The sequence below is a fragment of the Oryzophilus luti genome (assembly GCF_059726245.1).
The window spans coordinates 2,354,122-2,377,007 of sequence record NZ_AP040874.1 but is presented as its reverse complement, the minus strand read 5'-3'; the positions used below and the strand labels follow the sequence as shown (position 1 = coordinate 2,377,007).

Below are 22,886 nucleotides of genomic sequence, written 5' to 3'. Positions count from 1 at the left end.
AGATGGGATCAAGATCACCAGAACAGCGTGAGCGCGATGAGCAGCGCGTGGAGCAGGCGCTCCTTGGCGAGCTGCTGCCTCCGCACGACCAGATTATCCATACCAAGGTTGTTGGCGTCATGGCCTCCAACCCGGACGGCTCCGATCGGCAACAGGTCATCGAGCAGATGCGCCAGTTTGACGTGGTGGAACTGGTGCGTAACCCGCAGGATCCCTACGACCGCAACGCCATCATGGTCCTCACCACGGTGGTCGGCGAGGAGCGCCGCCGTAAGGGCGAAGAATTCGCTCAACCTGGTCAATTGCGCAGGTTGCAGGTTGGGCACCTTGACGCGCAACTCGCGGCGCAGATTGCTCCCGAGTTGGACCGCGGCGAAAAGTGGTGGGCCATCGCAACCCGCGTCGGCGGACCGCGCACCCTTGGTGTGTGCCTGATGCTGTGCCACCTGGTCCCCGGGGCACGGAGCATGGGGAAGGGAAGCGCCGAGCTGCAGCGCCAGGTGCAGGATCTCCGCGACGCCAACGGCGAGCTCGAGGCAAAGCTACAAGCTCAGGAGCAGGGGGTTGAGAAGATTACCCGCGAACTTCTGGCATCAGAGCGTGAGCGGGATGAATGCCTGGCGCTGGAGAAGAGCCAGCCTGACTGGAAGGCCTTTCGCCGATCGCTGCGCCGCACCATGCGCGCAGCCGGCTGGAGCCGCGGACGCATCGACTATGCGCTGCGCCTGGCATCGCGCCGAGCCAAGGCGTAGTGCAATGATGTGCACTCGTGGTGCATCCATGAGGCGTAGTGGATGTTCTGCCTCTGAACTCCGTTCCCAATTCGACTGAGTCTCGGTGTCCTCCGCAGGAATGTAAAATAATTCTTGACCCGTAAAATTCTATAAATACAAAAAAAATATTGCACCAATGTCGGCTCTGGCGTATAAGAGAAAACATGCAACACGAAATAGACGAGACGGTGTATATCCCCACTTTCGAGCCTTGGGCGAAATTCCCTTCATTAACCGCAGAACGGCTTGCGGTTGTTGCGGCGACTATCCGCCGGGCCCGTCACGATGCCGTTCTGGCTCACCAGCCAGCGAAGGGCGATACGAATTGGGGACTCGGCTGTCGTGTCTACGAGAGAACTTGCTTCGAATTACGTGCCGAAGCTCCTAAATACGCGGATTGGTTTGCAATTCTTCCGGAGACACGGAATCTTCAATTTAGTTTTGCGATCGGTTCGATTCCCTTTAGGTTTTATCGAGGAACGCCAGACGATCCTCCTGAGCGTTATAAGATAACGAGCTTTGGAGAACTTCACCATCTCCAAATGTGTCTCCAACTGGAAGGTCTACGGCCTCCCGATAGTGTCCTCCGGTTGGCGGTTGAGACCAATTCTGTGACGATGGAAGTTGAGACTATAACCCTCGTCGAAGTTGACACCGCCGGAAATCCGATAAATACCTACGTAATTCCACCCGAACTGGCGCAAGCTCGCAAGGTAACTCCAATGCAAGGGCGGCCAGTCGAACTAGCCCCGCCTCCTGTCGTACCACTTGCTAATATTGGAGAAATTGCCGAGTCCGATGCAAAAGAAAACAACGCCACCGAGGCCGATACTAGCGCCTAAAGAGGTATTCTGCGGAGAGCGACTGCAGCTAGCTAGAGAGTTTAAGGGAATGACGCAAGGCGCTCTTGCCCAAGAAGTCGCAGCATCCGTCTCGCTCGTGTCGAACTGCGAATCTGGCAAGAAGCGAGAACCGTCAATTGATCTTGTCGAAGCATTTTCTGAGGTGTTAGGGTTCGAGCCGTCTTTTTTCTTCGCGCCGCTCTATGATGTCTTTAGAGACGAGGAATGCAGTTTCAGGCATCGTCGAACAACACCGGAGAAAACCAAAACACAAGTGCGTGCCCATGCCACACTCGTGGCGATGGTAATAGACAAGTTGAAAGGTGTGTTCAGGTTTCCCAAGCTGGATATTCCAGCATTCCCTGCGACTTCAGAAGAAGAAATTGAGCAGGCAGCAGAGAAGTGCCGTACTCGATGGAAACTTGGACTGGACGGACCTCTTGCTCACGTCGGAAGGGTTGCTGAACGTGCCGGGATATTTGTTGTTCCACATTTTTCGCAATCAGCCAAAGTGGACGCATTCTCCCGGCGGGGAAGCACAACTGTAATTTTTCTCAACCAGGCAATTCAAAGTACTTCTCGATGGAACTTTGATATTGCGCATGAGTTCGGCCATCTGGTTATGCATCAGAATATGGTTACTGGAGATCCTCTGACTGAGGCAGCAGCTAATCGTTTTGCTAGCGCTTTTCTGATGCCGAGGGTAGCGTTCACCCGAGAATTCAGAGCGAAGGAGTTCTCTTGGAATTTCATTTTCGAACTGAAGCGACGCTGGATGTTGAGTGCGGCTTCGATAGTGCGTCGTGCCTATGACCTTCGCCTAATTGATGCGGTTGCCTATCGACGATCCTGCCAATATTTTTCTTCGCAAGGTTGGACCAAGGGAGAACCTTATGAGCCTAGCTTTCAGCAACCAGAACTGCTCAGCGTTGCACTAGCCTCTCTTGGGAAGAAGGTGGACTTGACTGTGGATGAATTGTGCTCAGAACTGCACTTCACTCGGCGAACATTCGAGAATGTTACCGGGATCGCGCTACCAGCAAAGAGTCAGCCCGCGCGGAGTGAAGTTATTCCGTTCAGGGTTAAGTGATTTCACGAAAGTATCTTCGTGTGAGCTTCATCTTGCTGCGATTAGATGTGTGCGCTACCCCGCGCGAAAAGACTGGCACTGAAAAATGGCTATGCTAGCCTACTGGTGGACTCCCAAGTCCACTGTGTGCGTTTTTCTGGCCCCTCCGGATTGAGCACCCGGAGGGGCCTCTGCATTTCTCGCGTGATGTGGAGAATGATGATGGCGTTTATATCTTGTAAACCATATCCGTTTTCCCATTTGACTCTGCATTCAAATACTCGTAACCTTACCTCGTCCCCCAGCGCTCGCCGCTGGGGTTTTCATTTTGAGGCGAGGAAGGGGGTGTCACGTCAACTAACATGAACGAAATTCGAATTGAACTTGATCTCACTGGATGCGATCCGTTGGCTTCATTTGCCTGTGTGCTTTTCGGGCAAGTGCTCTTGCGTCGATACGAATCGCAAATTGGAGCGCGTGTCACCCTAGTTCCGAAGATCTACACCCGGGTGAAGCGACTCCCTCGGAGCTACAGCCGTAATCTCAGCCGTTAGGTGTTCGCAGAATACTTACGAGGCCTTTGCCGGCCCCTCCAGACAAAACCTGGCGGGGCCGTTGCTGATTGGATAGATGGAAAGGATGGAATCAGCCTGTCACTGATTGTTGGGGCAGAGATTCTGTCCTTCCTGCGAGCACAGCCAGGAATGTCGTGCCTGAGATGAAGCTACACAGCGCTGAAAAGAAATTCACCGCAGACCGACATGCACTCGCGACAATGACCAATATAGAGAAATCCTCTTGAGCCAATGCAGCTTGGCTAAAGACCGCTTGCTCTAATCTGGCTTCCTCCGAGAGGACAGGAGATGAAAGCGAAAACTCCGGAGATTGTGCTGCCACATTGGGTGCTTGAGATGGGTGATCTGGCACATAAAGAATAAAAACTGCGGCTTCTACTACACTCAAAAAGAAGAGAAATGACAAGATGTTGGCTGACAGGATAATTCTGAGTCCTATGCCCAACCTCTGATAGAAGAACCAGAATCCGTTTAGGATTGCCTCCGTATGTGACAAGTTCTGAAGTGTGCTAGCGTACAGCGCGGAGGCAATAAGCACAGCTTCAAGACCTTCAAGGGTGAGTCCAGTTGTGCGTTCGCCCATCATCGCCGTAATTGCAAATGAGAGTGCAATGACCAGAGCCCCCAAATACCCCGAACCTCGTGGCTCTGAATTGCATATCGATTTTGAAATCATCCCGAGGAAAGCAACGAGCAATATTCCCCAAACTGCTGAACAAAGAAACGCATTACCGCGGTCTAGATAAGACGTTCCATTCCTCAGTTGCTCTGCCCGAATAGCAGCACTTTGTTTCCGGAGAGCATCAGCGCGCTGAACCGCATCATCTATGCTCTGTTTCGCGAGTTGTTCCTTCCATTTTACTGACTGCTCAGCACGTCGTCGCGCTTCCTCAATAGCATTCTCTGCATATTTCACAGTCGCTTGGGATCCCGATGCGAGGGAGCGTGGTAAGTTAGCCTCCGCTCGTTCGATCAATAGATCACCTTCGTATCGAGCTTGCCGAACCTCAGAGTCAGCCTGTTGCCGGGCATTTGTGATTATAGACTGCGCTTGGTTCTCAAGGGCTTCTGGCGTGGGCTGCTGAGTGGTGACTTGGGTGGAGAATGGAAATTGAAGTAAAGCAGTGACCGCTGCCAGCACAATTGAAAAGGACACTATCTTCAATGTAAATCCTGCGCGAACTTGCCCGGGCGGCTCCGGCAGGCGTATGACCTTGCTGATGGAAAGCCCCCACCCAACTGCGAGCCATCTTTTTGTTTTTTTAGATTGCGCAACTCTGCTAAACAAATAGGGCAACAAAGCAGCCGTGAGGCTACTGATCACTCCGTTGAGATATTGGCCGAAAAAAGTGTTCGAGCTCACAGCGGCCTCCGGGGAGATTGATAACGACAGCTGAACAAGCCACCCAAGGAATTCTCATGATGCAAGCACGGCTGGTTTTCAACGCAGAAGTGTAGAAAGAGGGGAGCGTTATGTCAATCTCGTGCAGACCGCAGTACCAGCGTGCGGTGAGTACGCCAAATCCTCTAAACACCATTGCGTGGATAATGGAGTGCTAAGGCTACCTAAGCTGTCTTGCGTGGCTGGCTGGAGCAGCCCGCGGCCGGATTGACTAAGTGTTGCGCCTGGCGGCGCAGAGGACAAAAGGCCGCAGTAGTAAGCAAATACTGTCATTGACTCGTTCAGGAGAGGGACGTACCTTTTACGCACAGGAGGCATTATGGCCAAAGGCAATAAGTGTCCAAGTTGTGGCGAGCTTACCATGCAGAAGAAAGGTGGCATCTATAAGTGCTCGAGTTGTGGCGCTGTGGGTTGGTGGAAGCACCCAGGAACGACAGGAAAGGGCGGAAAGGGTGCAAAGTGTCAATCGTGCGGCGCGCAACAGATGCATACGCTCTACGATGGAAAATTTACAATTCGCTACTGCACCAATACCGACTGTGGAGCCACCGTAATTTCGTAGAGCGTGTTTTGAAGATTGACGATGTTATTTCCTAGATGCTTACAAAGTCAAGTTGCAAGCCTGTTCGCTTGAGTGTCGGAAATGCATCAACGATTTATGAAACACACTCTGATTTCACCTTTTTCCATCGAATAGCATTTCTTGAAAGATAGCTGTTGCAATTTGCAAGTGGTCACAAGTCCATCTTGCGCGTTCTACCGGCCCCTCCGGATTGAGCACCCGGAGGGGCCGGCGCATTGCGGGTAGGACAGAGGAATAGAGTTCTTTGCCGATAAAGGGTGATAGCATGTCCTCTCGTTTCTGTGGAGAACATGATGAGACATGCTCAGGCGGTATTCTTCCTGGCACTCTTAGTGGTAATGGCCTTTTTGGGATGCCAGTCAGAGTCGAGCGGTTCGAAGCCGTTTGTTGAGCGCTCGCTCGATGCATTTGCCGCAGTCGATGCACTGGAACCGTTTGACGAAACGTGGAACGTGAGCTATTCGCACGCTCGCAGAGAGGTCATTCGTTTGTGGCTTTCAGCAAGAAACGACCGCGACAAGGAACTGGCAAAATCCATTCATGAGTGGATGGATCAAGAATCTCTATGCCATGAGACGCGCGGAATTAACCTGAAAACATGTGTTAGGGCACAAGAGTTGCGTAGCGTGGCGCTGGAGAGACTTGGCAATCCTCCCGACTGGCGTCAAGCGTGGATTCAGAAGAAGTGAAGCCTTTATAGCCGGAGAATATTCTATCCGCCACGTTCTTGCCGATCATGTCGGGAGGACTATGTCAAGAATTCTTCTTGGGCCGTCCGCCCAGCCTTCCCCAGTCGCTCAGTTTTCCCTTATGCTTTTGCGCTGTTGTTTGGCCACCCTTCGCGGAGGTGCACTTCGCGCAGGTTAACTCGGTGTCTGGGTGGTGTTTGCAGTAGATACCGCTGCCGTGGTGGTGACCGTCAGTCTTGGACATCGTTTCCTCGCGGCCTGGTTACCTTGGTGTCCCAGGCGAAAAGATTTCATTCAGAGTTCATTCGCAAAAAGCCAGTACTGGCTTTATGGTTTCCGCATTATGAAACCAACCGTGCCAACCAAACAACTAACTCACACAACAAATCATCTTGATTGCCCCGCCTGCCGTGCCTATATGGAACGCATCCAGGAGCACGCATCTGTGGCGAACAAGACTTTTCACGAAGCTGCTCCGGTGTGGCTTGATGAGCACCGGTCGCGCATCGCGCCAAAGACGGCGAGCGATTACGAGTACTACATCCGCTCGCTGTCGGGGTTCTTCGGTGAACTGCCTCTCAACTCGATACACATCGGCCACCTGGTCGCCTACGGCGAGAGCCGTTCAATTACGGCCGGCGCAAGCTGTATCAACCACGAGCTCAATACCCTGAAACAGATACTCGAGTACGCAGGCCTGTGGAGCGAGATCAAGAAGTTCTACAGGCCCATGAAGGTTCCAAAGTCCAGCGTTGGTCGTGCGATGGAAGTCAATGACGAGAGCCGCTTGTTCGCGACGGCCTCCACCAATTCGCGGTGGAGGGTGGCTTATTGGTGCGCGATCATTACCGCCACAACGACGGCCGGTCCATCGGAGATCGCGCACCTGCACCATAACGACGTTGACTTGGGGGAGAAGCCCGGCGCGCCGTTCGGCACTCTGCGGATCCGCGATGGACTGAAGAACGGATACCGAGAGAGGGTTGTGCCGTTGAATGAATCCTCGCGCTGGGCTATCTCTCAAATCCTAAAGCGCTATCACCGAATCTGTCAGCGTTTAAGAATCGAAGTAGACAACGAGCAGTACATTCTTCCCGGGCGAGGACGCACGACGCCGTTCAATCCTGACAAGCCGATGGGGAGCTGGAAGAAAGCCTGGCGCTCGCTGCGCAAAGAAGCGGGATTACCTCAACTGCGCTATTACGACCTGCGGCACCACGCCATCACGAAGCTGATGGAAGATCCCGACGTCAGCGAACAGACGGTGGAGGAAATGGCCGGGCACGCGTTGTCCTCCCCCATGAAGAGGCGCTATTCGCACATTCGGTTGCGGCCGAAATCCGAGGCCACGGCGAAGTTGGAACTGGCGATCCCCAAGAAACCAGCGGCTTCGGAGCGCTTGGTTGCCAGGGGCGAGACGCAAGCTCGATAATCACTATGGTAATATTTTTCTTGACCGGAAGAGGTTCTTCCGAGTACAACCGACTGGACGATGCCCGAAGACGTCATCTCGAAGGCTGGCCCCTGTAAACGCTGCGGCCATACCTGGTTTCCACGGAAACCGGGTAAGCCAAAGCGCTGCGGGGGGTGCAAAAGTCTACACTGGGATGAAGATGAAGTTCGTCCGAAAGGTCGTCCAAGAAACAACGTCAGTGCCAAACGGCCCGATGCGAAAAGTGCCTCTTCCAGGCACCCTGTGGGAGCGTAGCTCAGTTGGATAGAGCATCTGCCTTCTAAGCAGAGGGTCGCAGGTTCGAATCCTGCCGCTCCTACCACTTCTTCTCAACGTTCTGCGTCGACTTTCTTTCGTAGCGGTCTGCTAGACGAACTCCAGCCCCACGTCTGCCGCATGTACGTAGCGGACTTCCACATGCACGTCGGTGCGTGCGCCGTTGTCTTCCACAACCGTCAGCTTCAGCCGCTTGCCGGCCGTAAACGCGCGTTCCTGCTCGTTGTTCTCCAAAAACAGCCGCATGCCGCCGCCGCTGACATGGGCCACAATGCCGAGGCGCTGGCCGTTTTCATCAAAAGCGGTGGCGTTGTTGGGCAGTTCCAGCCGTGGGTATCTGCGTCGCTCCTGGTTCTCGTTCGACATGCACAGCATCTTAAACGAAAGCCCCGCGGATGCACACACATTCGCGGGGCGTCGTCCTACTTGCCCAAGCACAACTTGGCGATGGTCGCCAGCTGCATGTTGCTGGTGCCCTCGTAAATCTTGCCGATCTTGGAATCGCGGAAGAACTTTTCAACCGGGTAATCCTTGGTGAAGCCGTAGCCGCCGTAGATTTCCACGCACAGGGAGGCCACCCGCTCGGCCACCTGCGAGGCAAACAGCTTGGCCATCGCTGCTTCTTTCACAAAGTCGTGTCCGGCGTCCTTCATGCGTGCCGCGTTGTAGACCATCATGCGCACTGCCTGGATCTCCGTCGCCATCTGCGCAATCTGGAATTGAACGCCCTGGAAGCTGGAGATTGGTTGGCCGAACTGCTTGCGCTCCTGCGCGTAGCGCGCGGCGTTGTCCCACGCGCCCTGCGCCAGCCCAAGCATTTGCGCTCCAATGCCGATGCGGCCTTCGTTCAGCGTCTCAATGGCGATCTTGTAGCCCTTGCCGAGCTGTCCCAGCAGGTTCTCCTTCGGCACGCGGCAGTTGTCCATCAGCAGCTCGCAGGTGGAGCTGGCGCGGATGCCGAGCTTGTCTTCTTTCTTGCCCACGCTGAAGCCGGGGAAGTCTTTTTCGACGAGGAAGGCCGTGATGCCTCGGTATCCGGCGGAAGGATCGACGGTGGCGAGCATGATGAACAGGCTCGCTTCTTTGCCGTTGGTGATCCACATCTTGCGGCCGTTCAGCAGCCAGTGGTCGCCCTTGTCCTCGGCGCGCGTGGTCAGCGCAAAGGCGTCGGAGCCGCTGCCCGCCTCACTCAGTGCGTAGCCGCCCACCCACTCGGCGGCCATGCGCGGCAGGTATTTCTTCTTCTGCTCCGGAGTGCCCCAGCGTAGCAGCGCGTTGATGCACAGCGTGTTCTGCACATCCACAATCACGCCGGCCGAAGGGTCCACGCGCGAAATTTCCTCCACCGCCAGAATCGCGTCGAAGAATTTGCCGCCGCTGCCACCGTACTCTTCGGGGACTTCAATGCCCATCAAGCCGAGCTGGAAGAACTGCTCAAGCAGCGCATGGTCAAACACGCCCTTCTCATCCATCTCGCGCACCAGCGGTTTCAAGGAGTCGTTGGCGAACTGGCGCACACTGTCTCGAAACAGTTGTTCATCTTCGCTGAGTGCGGTAAGCGGCAGGTGCAGTTGCGGTGTGCTGATGCTTGTCTCGGGCATGATGTGTCCTCACCGATCGGAATGGGAAACCGTGCATTATACCCAAAACCGGTGCGAAGACAACGCAGCCCCGCAGCATCGGTTCATGCCGCGGGGCTTGCTGGCAAAACAGGGGAGGATTACCTCAGAGCGCCTGCGGGTTCCAGCAGACGAAGCTCCGGATAGGAGATTGCCGCCACGCTGGTTGTCTCCGGAGGCAACGGCCCGCCACGCAGCGCACTGACCGCCATCTTCAGGCCCAGATCCGCCGTTGTTGGCATCATGATGGTCGCCGACAGTCTGCCTTCGCGAACCCATGCCTGACCGGCGTTGCCAAGTCCGTCGCATCCGGCAAATACCATGGAATCCATCAGCCCCGGCGCGAGCGTCTGAAAGGCTCTGCGTGCACCCATGGCCATGGAGTCATCCTGTGCAAACACGCCCGTGATGCGCGCGTCGGTGGTGGAGGCCAGTCGCAGTGCGGAAGCCACACTCTCGTAGCCGCTCTCTTCCGTCCACTTGCCTCGCAGCATCCGCAGGAAGACGTTGGCGGGCTTGGTGGAGTTCATGCCGTTGGTGCGTTCCTGCGCGGGCTGTGAGGTCGCTGGTCCTTGCAGATACAGGACGGTTCCCCCGTGCGGCAGCAGGGCCTTCATCTGCCGTCCCTGAATGCGGCCGATTTCTTCCTGATCGTCGCAGACACTGAAGACCGGAACATTGCTTCCAATTCTTAGATTGGGGACGTAATCCGCCGTTCGATTCAGCAGCACCCAGCCAATGCCAACGCGCACTGCCGCCTGCGCCGCCTGCTGCTGTGCCGTACCGACCGGCTCCATCAGGATGAGGTCCGGACGCAGATTCTGCGGTCCCTGGATTACCTTCAGCAGTTGTTCGCTCTGCTTGAGGGAGTCATTGTCGGCAAAAATAACTTGGAGATCGATGCCGAGATTCTTGGCTGCTGCTTGTGCAGCCTTGGCCTGTTCGGTCTGGTACTCGCCGTCGTCGACGGTGAGGGAGAGTAGCGCCTGAATTGCTCTTGATGGATCTACCGCTGGTCCCATGGGTCCCGTAACCTTCTTGTCTGCGATTTCCGCACGCCCCACCCTGTGTGCAGTTTCTATACGGCAAACAATCTAGATTTTCTGGAGAATCTGGAGCAACGAAAAAACGCCCCATCCCTTGCACCGTGGGCCATGTACGAGTGGTTTTTGTTACACGGAAGAAGCGGCGCGGCGGAAAACAACCTTCAATTTCTCATTCTCCACCAGGCGGCGGAGCTGATTGCGGGCATGCACGGCCCAGGGGCCGCTGCCGTCCAGCTTCAAATAAGCGCGCCAGTGCTGCACAGCCTTGCGCGACTGGCGGTTCTTCTCGTAGGCCAGCGCCAGGTTGTAGTGAGCGTCGGCATAGGTGGGCGCAATCTGCACCGCTGTGGAGTAGGCGCGGATTGCCTCCGGCACACGGCCCGTTTCATCCAGAACGTTTCCGAGATCGAAGTAGGCCAGCGCGTAACGCGAGTCGATCTCAATGGCGCGGCGATAGCTCTGCTCCGCCTTGCGGTAGTCGCCACGGTTGTAATAGAGCGTGCCCAGGTTGATATGGGCGGGTGCGTACTCCGGATCGAGTTCGAGCACCTTCCTGTAGTTCTCAATCGCTTCGTTGCGCGTTTCCGGGTCTTCCTCCAGAGCCACGCCCCGCGCGAAAAAGTCTGCGGCTGAGTCGGAGAGTGTGATGCTGCGTGGTGCCCGCTTGGTTTCCACCACGCGGTCGCCGTCCTCGAACTCCATCACAAACTGTCCGTTCAAAGGATCAATGGCATGCCCTTCGGTACGGAAGGCCACACGCGAGCCGACAGGGAACGATCCAGCTTCAAGCAGGGGATTCTGCATGCCTTCCACCTGCCGCTGCATCGCTTCGAGCGAAGCGCGGATGATCGAGGGCTTCACGCGACGGGCGCGCAGGTCACGAACTTTTTTGACTTGGAGGAGATCGAAGAAGGAAAAGGATTCGCCGACGGCAATGAGTCCTGCCCGCTGCCAGCCGCATAGTTGTCGCGGCGTGATGCGCAGGATTCTCAACACGTCATTCCGATGAAAGCTACTCTCATTCACGGGCTAGTACCGGAATAAACCGATTATGCGACCCATTTGCCACAGCCTGCAAGTGTAAAGGATTGGAACCACTAAGAAACAGAAGGAGATGCACCGCTCCTTGGGCAACGTACTCGAATTGTACGACCTGGAAGGGATTCCCCCGTTCGAACTCGAAGGCTTCTTGTGGAGTGATGGGCAGACGATCCGGGTGTTTCGCCTGCCCTGAGTGGGAGGTTCCATCGACTTTGCGCGGGATACGCCGCCGTCTTGCAGTGCACGTGCAAGCCCGGCGGTATCCGCATGCGGATACCGCGCTATTTCTCGCAGTTCAGCGATTTGCCGCGCGCGACCAGAGTGGGAAGCCCTGTGCGTCACGCAGCGTGAGCACCGCTCCTCCCTTCTTGATCTCGCGGGCAAGAACAACCTCCTTCCCGTTGATCGTGGTCTTGCAACCGGTGACTTCCACCGTGTCGCCCTTGGCGAAGGTGAAGTTCTTGCCGGAGATGTAAGCCTGCGGGCCTACATGGACCTCCAGCGGGCCTCCCTGCGCGGTGAGCATCAGGTGTGTCCCGTTGAAGCCCCGACGTCCTGTGGTGCTCAGAACGCTGTCCACCGTGCCTTGTACGGTCGTTTCCGCAGAGGTGTTGTAGAAGCGCGCCCCTCGGGGTCTTGCGCCTGAGTTCGCCTGTGCGAACACCATCGGAACTGCCAGCAGGGTGGTAAGTGCGAGAACTGCCAGAATCGTTCGTTTCATGGTGGTGCCTTTCTTGTGGCACTTTGGTGCCATTCGCAACAAACCCCTGCGGTGCAGTCATGTCGCGGCCAATCGTGCCTTGTCACACGGATCTGTGACAGGCCGGGGATGGGCTCAGATTGGAGATGGCAAGGTGCGTCTGACTGCGGAGTGAAAACGGAAAATAGAAAAGCCACGGACGGATGCCGTGGCTTTCAGAACTTGATTGAGTAGAAATGGAGCCGACGATCGGACTTGAACCGATGACCTGTCGATTACGAATCGACTGCTCTACCAACTGAGCTACGTCGGCCTACCGAAGAAGATTGTAACGGGGAGCGCTTGTGGATGGCAAGGCCCCAACGTCTTGTTCACGCGATGGCGTAAACGAATCTTCGAGGCTTGATGCGAAAGCTCCAGATGTGAGTGCCGGAAGTTTCCATTTTTGCCGCGGCAGTGAACCTGCTCACATCCTCACCGAAGTCCACCGCCTGCTCTGCATGCGCGCCTCTGCTGCGTAGAGGCGCACTCAAGCACTTGGTGGAGGTTGCGCGTGCTCGTGCACACTCGTTCTGTTCTGTGTGATCGCTCACGTCGCCGCACTGCCGGCGACGCATGTTGCATGCACTCGCACGGTCGCGCTGTGATGAGCCGATCCCGACCACCTCATGTGTCGACACACGACGTAGTGCTACGTTGTGTGTTCGTTGTGCAGTGGAGCAGAGAGCAGCGCGCGAAGAACTCGCGCACAAACAGAAAGGCCGCCCGGCAACTGGGCGACCTTCCTTCAAGGGAGAATAGTTCCAACGGAGGCTAGACCGTCAAAACTTTCTGAAAAAATACTATGAGCCTTTAAAACCGCGAGTCAAGGAATTTCTCCGACTTAAATCTCTTTGTTTTCAATAAATTACAAAATTGTCACCCCTGACGCTACAAGTGACAAAAAGTGTCAAAACTGCGGATTTCCGGGCCTAACCCGCTGGAAAGGGACACTTTAGGCCCTGTGGAAGCCCCTCGGACCCGGATGAACGGCTCATGAAAACCGGGCCCCTCGGGGCGGAACCGCCGAGGGGCCAAAAAGCGGAAATTCGTGTGTGCTACTTGTCCTTGAGGTGCAGAGAAATGACCTCATCGACTTCCGAGCGCGGACGGAAGTATTTCGGAAACAGCTTCGAGAGCACGGGACGCGTGAAGCCGAATGCGGTGCCGAGTCCGAGCGAGATGAGGAAGAGCACACCAGCCAGCGTCACGGCTTCGACGACGATGCGTCCGATGTTGTCGCGCTTGCCCAGTCCCGTGTATTCGTTCCACGTCACGTCGGCTTCGTAGTTCACGCGGCCCGCCACGCGTTCTCCCTCCGACTGGCTGATGCTGCCCCACAGGAGGACAACAATCGGGCCGGTGCGGCGCGCCACCCAGGTGGAGCCAGGCATGGGATTCGCGCCTTGCAGGGTCTTCAACTGCGCAATGGCGATCTGTGGTGTCGGATACGAGACAAGCATCAGCGTGCCGCCGCCCTGCACCGTGCTGGTCAGGATCTCCGGCTGCTTTGAGAAGTCGAGCGACTGCGCGGAGACCGGCAGTGACAGTGCGTTGTAGCCTTCCGGTCCGAGGACGTAGTGCGCCGAGTAGCGCACGGTGCCTTCGCGCGGCAGGTAATCCACCAGCGTGGGCAGCTTCGCGTCCGGTCCCTGCAATGCGGGCAGTGCTCCGGCCAGTTCGCGCAGCTCTCCGGCGGACATCGCCGTTACGCGGTCAAACTGCGCGTCTACCAGAATGTTGTCCTTGAAGAACAGAACCCGTTCGTTGGCGGAGGCGGCGGCGCGCCCAATGTCCTCAGGGTTCATGTTGGCCGCACGGTAGAAGGTGAAAGCGGAAAAGGCTCCACTGGCGTCGTTGAAGCGTGCTGCCTTCACCGTCAGCTTGCGGTCCTCACGCGTGTAGGTGGCGGTGGCAAAGTCGTGCAGGCCGTCTTCCTTGAGCACCGTGGGGTGCGCGGCGTCCGCCTGCACGGGGCTGGTGCCAGTCTGCGGCGTGCCACTCAGCGTCCACCCGGCAAAGCTTTGCGGCAGCAGCGGAGAAGCCACAGGGGCGGGTGCCTGCGCGTGCGCTACGCAGCAGCCAAGGACAAACAGAAGGGCAGAGGCCGCCATGCGGCCGAGCTGTCGAAAAACTCTCATACGGGCTTTTGCACTCACCTCTCTATTTTAGACACCGCAGCCGCGAAAATGGATTCCAACGGCTGCGGAAGAGAGGTTGTTGGAGCTATTGCCCCTGATTGCTGGCGGATTTGTTGGCCACCTTCACGCCGCTCAGGCCGGAGGTGTAGCGCGCCACGCCCTTATAGAGCGCTTCGGCAATCTTCTGCCGGTATTCGGGCGTTTCCAGCTTGCGCTCGTCGCCGGGGTTGGAGACGAACGAGATTTCCGCAAGGATGCTAGGCATGTTAGCGCCGATAAGCACCACGAACGGCGCTTTCTTCACGCCGCGGTCGGGCAGGTTCTTATCCTTCACCGAGAGTCCCGAGTAGAGTGACTTCTGCACATCGGTGGCGAACTCGCGCGACTCTTCCAGCTTCTCGCCAAGCGCAATCTTCTTCACCAAATCCTGCAGCTCGTGGATCGATTTCTCGGAGACCGCGTTTTCACGGGCCGCAACCTCGAGGGCGTCCTTGGCCTGCGTGAAGCGCAAGTAATAGGTCTCAACGCCGCGCGCGGAAGGATCCGTGCTGCTGTTGGCGTGGATGGAGATGAACAGGTCGGCGCGAGCCTGGTTGGCAATGGCCGTGCGCGTTTCCAGCGGGATGAACGTGTCGTCATCGCGCGTGTAGGTGACCTCGGCGTTCATCTTGCTCTGCAGCAAGCGGCCAAGGCGCAGTGCCACGTCCAGCACCAGGTCTTTTTCCAGCAGGCCGTTCGGGCCGATGGTGCCGGTATCGTGTCCGCCGTGTCCGGCGTCGACCACGATGCGGCCGATCTTGAGGCCGAGTGCGCGCGTCAACGACTGTTTGCCGTCGGAAGTGGGCCGCGCGACATGGGCCGACTGCGTGGAGGACTTCTCTCGCTCACGCGGAGCCACCACTTTCACCGTGGGCTCGCTGGTTGGCTCCTTCGTCGCGCGCTCGGAGCCGTTGATCTTGGCTACTTCCGTGCGTGCGGATTCCTGTGAACCAGTCGGGTGCGCGCCACTGTCTTCGGTCAGGCTGCCGCCCGACGCAGGCTCTATCGTGGGCTTGGCGGCGTGCGTGTTGCGCGCCGTGGTCTTCGGCATCTCCTTCTTGGTGGCTGCCTCAGTCTTGCCCGGCGCGGTCGCAGTGGAAGCTACTGGCTGCGAGCTTTCAGGCTTGGTTGCGCGAGGCTCGGTCGCGGCTGGCTTCTCCGCCGGTTTCTCGGCGAGCTTTTCGGCCTTGGCCACTTCAATCTGAGACTTCGGCTGGCGTCCGTGAATGTCGATAATCAGACGGTAAGGGTTCGGCAGCAGAAACGCCGAGTACTCGCTGACGTCGTCGACTTCAAGCACCACGCGCACCATGCCGCGCTGGAACTGGGCCACGCGGATGCGCCGCAGGAAGCCGTCGGCCACTTCAAAACTCTTGCCCACCAGCGTGGAGGCCAGCTTGGTGTCATGCAGGTCGAAGAAGATGCGATCCGGGTTGGGTACGCGTCCGGCTTCGTAGCGGACTTCCGACTCCAGGTCGATGGCAACGCGCGTGTAGTCTGGCGTGGACCAGTGGCGAATGCCGGTGACGAGCGGGAATGGCGAGCGCTTCTCATCCTGCACACTCAGGGCAGGTGCGCGCTCTTCCTGCTTGGCTTCGACCGCAGGCTGCTTGGTCTCGATGGCAGGTTTTGGCTCTGGCGCGGGCTTGGTGACGGTTTTGACCTCGCGCGGCTTGCGCGCAGGCTCGTCCATCTCCTTCAGCGCCTCGCGCGCCTCGGCGGCCTGGGGCATGTGCGGGTAGCGGTGGATGACCTCCTGGAAGGTCTCGCGCGCCTTGTCCGGCTCCTGCAGGTCCTGCTTGTAGATCTGGCCAATGGTGAACAGCGCGTCAAAGCGGTACTTGCTGCCGGGGTATTCGCGGCGCAGGAATTCGTACTGACCGATGGCGGCGCGCAGGGCCTTGTCGTCATTGAAGGCGCGGCCCGATTCCGCCATCAGCTCGGCCACGGCCACGATGCTCTGGTCGGCCTTGCTGCTGCCCGGCGAGAGGTAATAGACACGGCGGTAGGCGTCCATCACGCGCTGGTATTCGCGGCGCGTGCGCTCGGTCTTGGGTAGTCCGTTCAGCTCCTCGCGCATGCGCTCGGCAGTCTCAAACTGCGTGCGAGCCTCCTGCTTGCCGCGCGTGAGGCTGCGCTGTGCCGCCAGCGAGGGAATTACCATTGCGCAGATAAGCGCGAGCACACATGCACCCTTGCATGCGCGCACCATGTAACCGAAGCTGCGCCCGTATCCCATGTCTTCCTTAATCCGTATTCGTAAACCTCAGCACACCACGCTCATCGCGTGAGACGTGGATGGGTGCTGAAAGGTGAGTGGTGCGGAGAAAGCCGCTGGCAATGTCTCCACCCTGGTAAAGTCCCGTGATCTTGCGTACGTAAGCGCGTGTTTCCGCGTAAGGCGGAATGCCGTTGTTGCGCGCCACGGCACCGGCTCCGGCGTTGTAGGCCGCCAGCGTCAGCGGAATGTTGCCGTTGAAATTCTGCAGCAGCGACTTGAGGTGGCGCACGCCGCCGTCCACGTTCTGCGCCGGGTCAAGCGCGTTGCGCACGTTCAAATCGCGCGCCGTCTGCGGCATCAGCTGCATAAGCCCCATGGCGCCCTTGCTGGAAACGGCCCCGGGGTTGAAGTTCGATTCCACCTTGATGACCGCGCGCACCAGGTTCGGATCCACGTTGTGGCGGCGGGCGGCTTCATCAATCATGCGGTCCAGTTCGGTGTTGCTCACCTGGCGTCCGCGGGCAAGCTGGCGGTAATTTGGGTTATGAACCTCGCTGGCGGCGGAGGAGGGTCGCGACTCCACGCGGTTGGTGACCTCGGCGGCCGCTGTCTGCGCGGCGGTTACCGCCCGGCGCGAGCGCGGAAACACTTCCTTCCAGCGATGCGCGCTCGAACTCCAGTAGAAATAGTGGGTAGCGCCCTGCGCCACATGCTCGGAGCCGCGGCTTTCGGTGGTTCGTTCGGCGCTTCGCTCGCTGGCAGAGGACTCGTCATTGCGGAAGATGCGGCGTCCGCCTTCGTTCACCACTTGGATGCCCTGCGCGTGGCTTGCCGCCGGACTCAGGGCGACGAATGCCAGCAATGCTGACGCGGTCGCCAGGCGCGACACACGCAGCAAGGTCTCATTGGCGGACTGATGAAGGACCAATCGCAAACCCATACACAACTCGTGGCAGCCGCAATTTCCGGCTGCAAATCAAGGAGTTGGACACCATCCACTCCCCGAGGAGACCTCGTCCAGAGTGATTGGATTATAAGCGGTGCGGCAACAGCTGAGCAAAGGCGAACGCATGGGGAACCACAGGAGTGAAGGGCACAAAACCCGCCAAAACCCGGAGTTTCCCGCAACGGTTCCGCGCTTGGCTTTTGCCGCGCACATCGCCGCCCGCAACCAGCTTAAATCCGCCGGAATCCACGGGCGATATGCCGTTGGTGTGTGTACCGTGCCGCAAAGGAAAAGGGCCGGAAGTGTTCCGGCCCTTCTAGTGAAAATGGGAATGCCCGTTACGCGAGCAGGGACTCCACGATGCCGTAAGCAGCATCCAGCGCCACGCCCAGCGCCTCGGGGTCCTTGCCGCCGGCTTCGGCCATGTCGGGGCGTCCGCCGCCGCTGCCGCCAACCAGCTTGGCCACCTGGCCGACAATCTTGCCCGCCTGCACGCGGCCCGTCAGGTCCTTGGTGACGCCGACGATGATGGCGACCTTACCTTCGGTGACCGAACCGAGCACAACCACGCCCGAGCCGAGCTTGTTTTTCAGGTTGTCCATCAGCGTGCGTAGTTGCGGACGCTCCAGGTTGTCGGCGCGATGCGCCAGCACCTTTACGCCCTTCACCTCGCGAGCCTGTTCACCGGCCCCGGCCACGGCGGAAGCCGCCGATTTCATGCGGACCTGCTCAAGCTCCTTGCGCAGCTTCTTCAGCTCCTCGTCGCGACGCTCAATCTCGGCGCGCAACGCATCGGCCGGGCTGGTTTCGGTGCGGCCCACCAGCGTGGAAACCATGTTCTCCAGCTCGTGGTCCTGGCGGAAGTGCGCCAGCGAAGCCTCGCCGGCAACGGCCTCAAGGCGGCGCACGCCGCTCGAAACCGAGCCTTCCTTGAGGATCTTCACCAGGCCGATCTCGCCGGTGGCGGAGACGTGCGTGCCGCCGCAGAGTTCGGTGGAGAACTCTCCGGCGCGAATGACGCGCACGCGGTCGCCGTACTTTTCGCCGAACAGCGCCATGGCGTGGTATTCGCTCACAGCCTCGTCAATCGGCACGTCCTCGATGATGTCGACCTTGCGGTTGGCCAGCACCTCGCGGTTCACCATGTCTTCAATGTCCTGCAGCTCGCTCTCCTCCACGCCCGCAAAGTGCGTAAAGTCAAAGCGCAGGTGCGTGGGTGCCACCAGCGAGCCTGCCTGTTTCACATGCGTGCCCAGCACGCTGCGCAGCGCGGCGTGCAGCAGGTGTGTGGCGGTGTGGTGGCGCATGGTGGCACGGCGAGCTTCTTCGTTAACGACTGCGTCCACAAAATCATGTATTTTGAGTGGCCTAACGAGTCGAACGCGATGCGCACGAACACCGGCAGCGGCAAACCGACATCCCAGTACTTCCCCAACAACGTTTGTGGTTCCCGGTTCGTAAAAGTAACCGACATCACCAACTTGTCCACCGGACTCGGCATAAAAGGGGGTTTTATTGAGCATAAAGGAGACAATCTTGCCCGGTTCAATGATCCCCTTGCTCTCACTGGCTTCGAATCCAATAATCTCGCAACCGTTCGATCGCGTCGTACGGTATCCCTCGAAAATCAAAGCCTTGTCTCTTAGTTTCTGAATCTCCTTGTCAATGGTGGTTTGATGCCCGCCCTTCCACGAGGCGCGGGCCGTGGCGCGCTGCTCTTCCATGGCGTGCTCAAAGCCCGCCTGGTCAAAGCTGATGCCCTGATCGCGGGCCGCGTCGGCGATGAAGTCGAGCGGCAGGCCAAAGGTGTCATAGAGCTTGAACGCCTTCTCGCCGGAGTACATTGCGCGCGAGGCAGGGTTTTCCTGCTTGGCTGCCACCAGAGGCGCCAAGTCGTCCTCCAACCGCTTCAGGCCGATATCGAGCGTGTGCGCGAACTGCGTTTCCTCGCGCTCCAGCACCTTGATGATGCGCTCCTGCGACTCGACCAGCTCGGGGTAAGCGCCCTTCATCTCCTTCACCACGGACTTCACCATCTCGCCGAGGAAGGGGCGGTTCTGCCCCAGCAGGCGGGCGTGGCGTATGGCGCGGCGAATGATCTTGCGCAGCACGTAGCCGCGGCCCTCGTTGGAGGGCAGCACGCCGTCGCCGATGAGGAAGGTGGCCGCGCGCGAGTGGTCGGCGATGACGCGCAGGCTGGCGGCGCTGTTGTGCGCTCCGGCGGACTTGCCGTTCTTTGCGCCGGTCAACTCGGCGGCGCGTTCAATCAGCGGCACAAACAGGTCGGTGTCATAGTTGCTGACCACGCCCTGCATTACGGCCGCCACGCGCTCCAGGCCCGCGCCGGTGTCAATGGAGGGCTTGGGCAGCGGCGTCAATGTGCCGTCGGCGGAGCGGTCGAACTGCATGAAGACCAGGTTCCAGATCTCGACGTAGCGCCCGCACTCGCAGGGGAACTGGCACTCACCGGCGGCGCACTTCGGGTCTTTCTTATCGCTGCTGGCCACGCCCATGTCGTAGTGGATCTCCGAGCAGGGGCCGCAGGGGCCGGTATCGCCCATCTGCCAGAAGTTTTCCTTGGCGCCAAGCTCGAAGATGCGCTCGGCCGCAACGCCCTGCGCGCGCCAGTAGTTGTAGGCGTCTTCGTCGCGCGGCACTCCGTTTTCACCCTTGAAGATGGTGACGTAGAGCTTGTCCTTCGCGATGCCGAACCACTGGGGCGAAGTGATCAGCTCCCAGGCGTAGGCAATGGCGTTTTCCTTGAAGTAGTCGCCGAAGCTGAAGTTGCCAAGCATCTCGAAGAACGTGTGGTGGCGGTTGGTAAAGCCCACGTTTTCGAGGTCGTTGTGCTTGCCGCCGGCGCGGACGCACTTCTGGCTGGTGGTGGCGCGCGTGTAATCGCGCTTCTCCGCGCCAAGGAAGACGTCCTTGAACTGGTTCATGCCCGCGTTGGTGAACAGCAGCGTCGGGTCATTCTGCGGAACGAGGGGACTGGAGTGCACCTCGCGGTGCCCCTTCTGGACAAAGAAGTCCAGGAACATGCGTCGTACTTGATTTCCTGTGAGCATAAGGGTTGTGGAGTCCCCGCGGATTGCGTGCCTGAAAGGGGGACCGAACTTACGATTTTACCATCCGCCCGAATCCGTTCCCGAATGCCGTTTCGGGAGGACACTGTTCCAAACTTTGCTGACTGGTTTGATTACTGATACTTCGGATACAGGACGTGGAAGGTGAAGCGTAGGATAATCGGGCGAAGGTTAATAGCTATGTCCCCCGAACCTACTTGGAATCAATCCGGTCCTCGTCGTCGTGAGCCTCGCGTGAAAGCCGCTCTGCCCGTGCGTGTCTGGGGAATGGATGCCTCCGGCAATCCGTTCGTGCAGACCGTCGCCACCCTCAACATCAGCGCCTCCGGCGCGGCCATCACCGGCGTGACTGTTCGCGTCGGCATGGGCGAAATCATCGGTCTGCAGTATGGACCGGAGAAGGCGCGCTTCCGTGTCATCTGGACGGCGTCAAGCGATCGCGTGAGCTACTCGGTCGGCCTCAGTTGCATCGATATCGGCAAGTGTCTGTGGCCGGCGCAATTGGCCGCTCCGGTCGAGTCCCTCGCCGAGGTCAGCGCCTCCGACCGTCGCCGCAGCGTGCGCTTCCCCTGTAGTGGCTCCGTCGAAATCGGCCACCCCGGCAAGAACTACAAGATGTGGGGCACGGTCACCGATATCAGCGCGGGCGGCTGTTACGTCCAGACGGTCAGCACCGTGCCGCCGGAATCGGTACTGGAGCTGGCGATGACGCTGGGAAGCCAGGACCTGCGGTGCACGGCACGCGTCTGTGCCTCTCACCCGTCCATTGGCATGGGGCTTGAGTTCGAGCAGATTGAGCCAGCCGAACAGCAGAAGCTGCAAGCTATTCTCCAGAAGCTCGAGCTGTCGCTGGGAGATAAGCTGCCGCCGCACATCCGCCTGATGGCGCAGGTGGAGCGCATCCGGGAGAGCCTGCTGCAACTGGAGGAGATGGTTCGCCACGATCCGAACCGCATGTCTGCCACGCTGCCGGAATCCGTGCAGCGCGTCTACAGCCAGGTGGTTGACATGCTCCAGCAGCAGCGCGAGGCCTTTGGCAACACCAAGGAAGAGTGAACGCGCTAACGTGTCTTCTTTCGGCCGGCCGCTCGCCGGCCGTTCGTTTTTGACGCTGCCTTCTTCGGGGTCTTCTTGGAGGCAGTGTTCGCCGTCTTCCGTTTGCGCTGGAACTCCGGCTGTTCCAGCACGCGCCACATGTACCAGCTTGCTACGCTGCACCACGGCGCCCACTTCTTGCCCCGCCGGAGCATCTGCTGTTTTGTTGGCAGCTCGCGCATGCCGTAGAGCAGTTGCATCCCTTTGCGCACGCCGTAATCGTCCACCGGCAGCACGTTGGGGCGGCGCAGGCGGAAGAGCAGCAACATCTCGACTGTCCAGCGGCCGATGCCGCGCACGCGCGTGGCGTGCTCAATGATCTCTTCGTCGCTCATGGCGCGCATGCGGCGGCCGTCGGGCACGGTGCCGTCGAGAGTTTTGGCCGCGAGGTCTTTGAGCGCGAGCATCTTGGCCTGTGAAAGTCCGGCTCCGCGCAGGCTTGCTTCTTCGAGCGTAAGCAGTTGACGAGGTTCGCATTGTCCACCGTCAAACAGCGCATCCACGCGCGCCAGGATGCTGGCCGCCGCGCTGCCCGCCAGTTGCTGATAAACAATGCTGCTGGCCAGGGAATAGAAGATGGATTCGCGTGCCGGAGCAATCGTGCACGGTCCAGCCTTCTTTATCAGTGCCGCCAGTTTTCGATCGACGCCCGCCAGGTGACGTTCCGCCTCAACCCAGTCCATGCTCACTCTTCGCCCTCCGCGGCTTCTTCGGCTTCCAGCCGCTCCTGTTCAAGCGCCGTCAAGGTCTCTTCCTCAATGCGCCACTGCCGCAGCACGCTTACCGCCGCGCGCGTGGAAAAGCCCGCGCGGGCCAGCATGCGGAAGATGCGGGCGGCCTCCTTGTCGTTCTTCGGAGGCTTTACCCGCTTGCGTTCGAGGAACGCCCTAGCCTGCTCCACCTCGTTGACGCCGTCATAGGTCTGCGCGATGGTGCGGTTGATGATGTCCTTGTGCACGCCGCGCGCCTGCAGGTCGTGCGCCACGCGCAGGGCGCCGAACTTCTCGCCGTCGCGCCGCATGCCGGCGTAGTACGTGGCGTACTGCGTGTCATTCAAATAGCGCTGGTCTTTCAGGCGGGCGACCACGGCGTCCATCAGCGCCTCGGCGTTGGGCTGGTGACCGGCGCGGGTGCGCATCAGGCGCTTCAGCTCGGCCACGGTGCGCATGCGGCGGCCAAGGGCGCCAACGGCGTACTCGTAGAGCGCGTCTTCGTCGTAGTCGCGTTTTTCTTTCTTGCGGAACCCCATGC

At 58.8% G+C, this 22,886-nt stretch carries 18 protein-coding genes and 2 tRNA genes; 7 read left to right on the top strand and 13 right to left on the bottom strand.

Features of this window, described 5'->3' with window-relative positions:
• The first annotated feature begins 2 nt into the window (after nucleotides 1-2).
• The 3 genes from AC6IZO_RS10120 to AC6IZO_RS10110 all read left to right on the top strand — a co-directional run bounded on the left by AC6IZO_RS10120 (nucleotide 3) and on the right by AC6IZO_RS10110 (nucleotide 2,705).
• Nucleotides 3-752, top strand: a complete 750-nt coding sequence (locus AC6IZO_RS10120) for an HIRAN domain-containing protein (RefSeq protein ID WP_497804675.1) — start codon at nucleotides 3-5, stop codon at nucleotides 750-752.
• A gap of 185 nt (nucleotides 753-937) precedes the next feature.
• Nucleotides 938-1,615 carry a hypothetical protein gene (locus AC6IZO_RS10115; protein WP_497804674.1) on the top strand — a complete coding sequence of 226 codons (678 nt, stop codon included), beginning with the start codon at nucleotides 938-940 and terminating at the stop codon, nucleotides 1,613-1,615.
• Nucleotides 1,572-2,705, top strand: a complete 1,134-nt coding sequence (locus AC6IZO_RS10110) for a helix-turn-helix domain-containing protein (protein ID WP_497804673.1) — start codon at nucleotides 1,572-1,574, stop codon at nucleotides 2,703-2,705. The genes AC6IZO_RS10115 and AC6IZO_RS10110 overlap by 44 nt, the downstream gene beginning before the upstream one ends.
• 624 nt (nucleotides 2,706-3,329) lie before the next feature.
• Here AC6IZO_RS10110 and AC6IZO_RS10105 read toward each other — a convergent pair.
• Nucleotides 3,330-4,622 carry a hypothetical protein gene (locus AC6IZO_RS10105; protein WP_497804672.1) on the bottom strand — a complete coding sequence of 431 codons (1,293 nt, stop codon included), beginning with the start codon at nucleotides 4,620-4,622 and terminating at the stop codon, nucleotides 3,330-3,332.
• Nucleotides 4,623-5,534: 912 nt separating this feature from the next.
• On the opposite strand from AC6IZO_RS10105, the gene AC6IZO_RS10100 reads away from it, so the two are divergent.
• From AC6IZO_RS10100 to AC6IZO_RS10090, 3 genes are all read left to right on the top strand, one after another.
• Entirely contained in the window at nucleotides 5,535-5,933 is a 399-nt protein-coding gene (locus tag AC6IZO_RS10100) for a hypothetical protein (RefSeq protein WP_497804671.1), read from the top strand.
• Nucleotides 5,934-6,126: 193 nt separating this feature from the next.
• The gene (locus tag AC6IZO_RS10095) at nucleotides 6,127-7,365 is read left to right on the top strand and encodes a tyrosine-type recombinase/integrase (RefSeq protein WP_497804670.1); all 1,239 of its coding nucleotides are present in this window, start codon (nucleotides 6,127-6,129) and stop codon (nucleotides 7,363-7,365) included.
• A 266-nt stretch (nucleotides 7,366-7,631) separates the two neighbouring features.
• Nucleotides 7,632-7,708, top strand: a tRNA-Arg gene (locus AC6IZO_RS10090).
• A 44-nt stretch (nucleotides 7,709-7,752) separates the two neighbouring features.
• On the opposite strand, the gene AC6IZO_RS10085 is transcribed toward AC6IZO_RS10090, so the two are convergent.
• From AC6IZO_RS10085 to alaS, 10 genes are all read right to left on the bottom strand, one after another.
• Entirely contained in the window at nucleotides 7,753-8,028 is a 276-nt protein-coding gene (locus tag AC6IZO_RS10085) for a PilZ domain-containing protein (RefSeq protein ID WP_497804669.1), read from the bottom strand.
• 56 nt (nucleotides 8,029-8,084) lie between these two features.
• A complete protein-coding gene (locus AC6IZO_RS10080) occupies nucleotides 8,085-9,263 on the bottom strand; it encodes an acyl-CoA dehydrogenase (RefSeq protein ID WP_497804668.1) in 1,179 nt (392 codons plus the stop codon).
• A gap of 119 nt (nucleotides 9,264-9,382) precedes the next feature.
• Nucleotides 9,383-10,303 carry a substrate-binding domain-containing protein gene (locus tag AC6IZO_RS10075; RefSeq protein WP_497804667.1) on the bottom strand — a complete coding sequence of 307 codons (921 nt, stop codon included), beginning with the start codon at nucleotides 10,301-10,303 and terminating at the stop codon, nucleotides 9,383-9,385.
• Between the two features lie 150 nt (nucleotides 10,304-10,453).
• Nucleotides 10,454-11,323: a tetratricopeptide repeat protein gene (locus AC6IZO_RS10070; RefSeq protein ID WP_497804666.1), complete on the bottom strand. Its 870-nt coding sequence runs from the start codon at nucleotides 11,321-11,323 to the stop codon at nucleotides 10,454-10,456.
• Nucleotides 11,324-11,663: 340 nt separating this feature from the next.
• Nucleotides 11,664-12,089, bottom strand: a complete 426-nt coding sequence (locus AC6IZO_RS10065; protein WP_497804665.1) for a MamS/MamX family magnetosome protein — start codon at nucleotides 12,087-12,089, stop codon at nucleotides 11,664-11,666.
• 216 nt (nucleotides 12,090-12,305) lie between these two features.
• Nucleotides 12,306-12,381: transfer RNA gene (locus tag AC6IZO_RS10060), tRNA-Thr, on the bottom strand.
• A 784-nt stretch (nucleotides 12,382-13,165) separates the two neighbouring features.
• The gene (locus AC6IZO_RS10055) at nucleotides 13,166-14,248 is read right to left on the bottom strand and encodes a DUF6599 family protein (RefSeq protein WP_497804664.1); all 1,083 of its coding nucleotides are present in this window, start codon (nucleotides 14,246-14,248) and stop codon (nucleotides 13,166-13,168) included.
• Between the two features lie 85 nt (nucleotides 14,249-14,333).
• A complete protein-coding gene (locus AC6IZO_RS10050; RefSeq protein WP_497804663.1) occupies nucleotides 14,334-16,526 on the bottom strand; it encodes an N-acetylmuramoyl-L-alanine amidase in 2,193 nt (730 codons plus the stop codon).
• A 7-nt stretch (nucleotides 16,527-16,533) separates the two neighbouring features.
• Nucleotides 16,534-17,448: a lytic transglycosylase domain-containing protein gene (locus AC6IZO_RS10045; protein WP_497804662.1), complete on the bottom strand. Its 915-nt coding sequence runs from the start codon at nucleotides 17,446-17,448 to the stop codon at nucleotides 16,534-16,536.
• 344 nt (nucleotides 17,449-17,792) lie between these two features.
• The gene (gene alaS, locus AC6IZO_RS10040) at nucleotides 17,793-20,495 is read right to left on the bottom strand and encodes an alanine--tRNA ligase (protein WP_497804661.1); all 2,703 of its coding nucleotides are present in this window, start codon (nucleotides 20,493-20,495) and stop codon (nucleotides 17,793-17,795) included.
• 279 nt (nucleotides 20,496-20,774) lie between these two features.
• Between alaS and AC6IZO_RS10035 the strand changes: the two genes are divergently transcribed.
• The gene (locus AC6IZO_RS10035; RefSeq protein WP_497804660.1) at nucleotides 20,775-21,596 is read left to right on the top strand and encodes a PilZ domain-containing protein; all 822 of its coding nucleotides are present in this window, start codon (nucleotides 20,775-20,777) and stop codon (nucleotides 21,594-21,596) included.
• Nucleotides 21,597-21,601: 5 nt separating this feature from the next.
• Here the strand turns inward: AC6IZO_RS10035 and AC6IZO_RS10030 are convergent, their stop codons facing one another.
• Together AC6IZO_RS10030 and AC6IZO_RS10025 are read right to left on the bottom strand one after the other, a co-directional pair.
• On the bottom strand, nucleotides 21,602-22,318 hold the full coding sequence (locus AC6IZO_RS10030) for a DNA-3-methyladenine glycosylase family protein (protein ID WP_497804659.1): 717 nt from the start codon (nucleotides 22,316-22,318) through the stop codon (nucleotides 21,602-21,604).
• A 2-nt stretch (nucleotides 22,319-22,320) separates the two neighbouring features.
• Nucleotides 22,321-22,884: a regulatory protein RecX gene (locus AC6IZO_RS10025; RefSeq protein ID WP_497804658.1), complete on the bottom strand. Its 564-nt coding sequence runs from the start codon at nucleotides 22,882-22,884 to the stop codon at nucleotides 22,321-22,323.
• Nucleotides 22,885-22,886: the final 2 nt, after the last annotated feature.

Coding starts and splice junctions, on each gene's coding strand:
- AC6IZO_RS10120 (WP_497804675.1), top strand. CDS start 3: ATGGGATCAAGATCACCAGAACAGCGTGAGCGCGATGAGCAGCGCGTG.
- AC6IZO_RS10115 (WP_497804674.1), top strand. CDS start 938: ATGCAACACGAAATAGACGAGACGGTGTATATCCCCACTTTCGAGCCT.
- AC6IZO_RS10110 (WP_497804673.1), top strand. CDS start 1,572: ATGCAAAAGAAAACAACGCCACCGAGGCCGATACTAGCGCCTAAAGAG.
- AC6IZO_RS10100 (WP_497804671.1), top strand. CDS start 5,535: ATGATGAGACATGCTCAGGCGGTATTCTTCCTGGCACTCTTAGTGGTA.
- AC6IZO_RS10085 (WP_497804669.1), bottom strand. CDS start 8,028: ATGTCGAACGAGAACCAGGAGCGACGCAGATACCCACGGCTGGAACTG.
- AC6IZO_RS10080 (WP_497804668.1), bottom strand. CDS start 9,263: ATGCCCGAGACAAGCATCAGCACACCGCAACTGCACCTGCCGCTTACC.
- AC6IZO_RS10075 (WP_497804667.1), bottom strand. CDS start 10,303: ATGGGACCAGCGGTAGATCCATCAAGAGCAATTCAGGCGCTACTCTCC.
- AC6IZO_RS10065 (WP_497804665.1), bottom strand. CDS start 12,089: ATGAAACGAACGATTCTGGCAGTTCTCGCACTTACCACCCTGCTGGCA.
- AC6IZO_RS10055 (WP_497804664.1), bottom strand. CDS start 14,248: ATGAGAGTTTTTCGACAGCTCGGCCGCATGGCGGCCTCTGCCCTTCTG.
- AC6IZO_RS10050 (WP_497804663.1), bottom strand. CDS start 16,526: ATGGGATACGGGCGCAGCTTCGGTTACATGGTGCGCGCATGCAAGGGT.
- AC6IZO_RS10045 (WP_497804662.1), bottom strand. CDS start 17,448: ATGGGTTTGCGATTGGTCCTTCATCAGTCCGCCAATGAGACCTTGCTG.
- alaS (WP_497804661.1), bottom strand. CDS start 20,495: ATGTTCCTGGACTTCTTTGTCCAGAAGGGGCACCGCGAGGTGCACTCC.
- AC6IZO_RS10030 (WP_497804659.1), bottom strand. CDS start 22,318: ATGGACTGGGTTGAGGCGGAACGTCACCTGGCGGGCGTCGATCGAAAA.
- AC6IZO_RS10025 (WP_497804658.1), bottom strand. CDS start 22,884: ATGGGGTTCCGCAAGAAAGAAAAACGCGACTACGACGAAGACGCGCTC.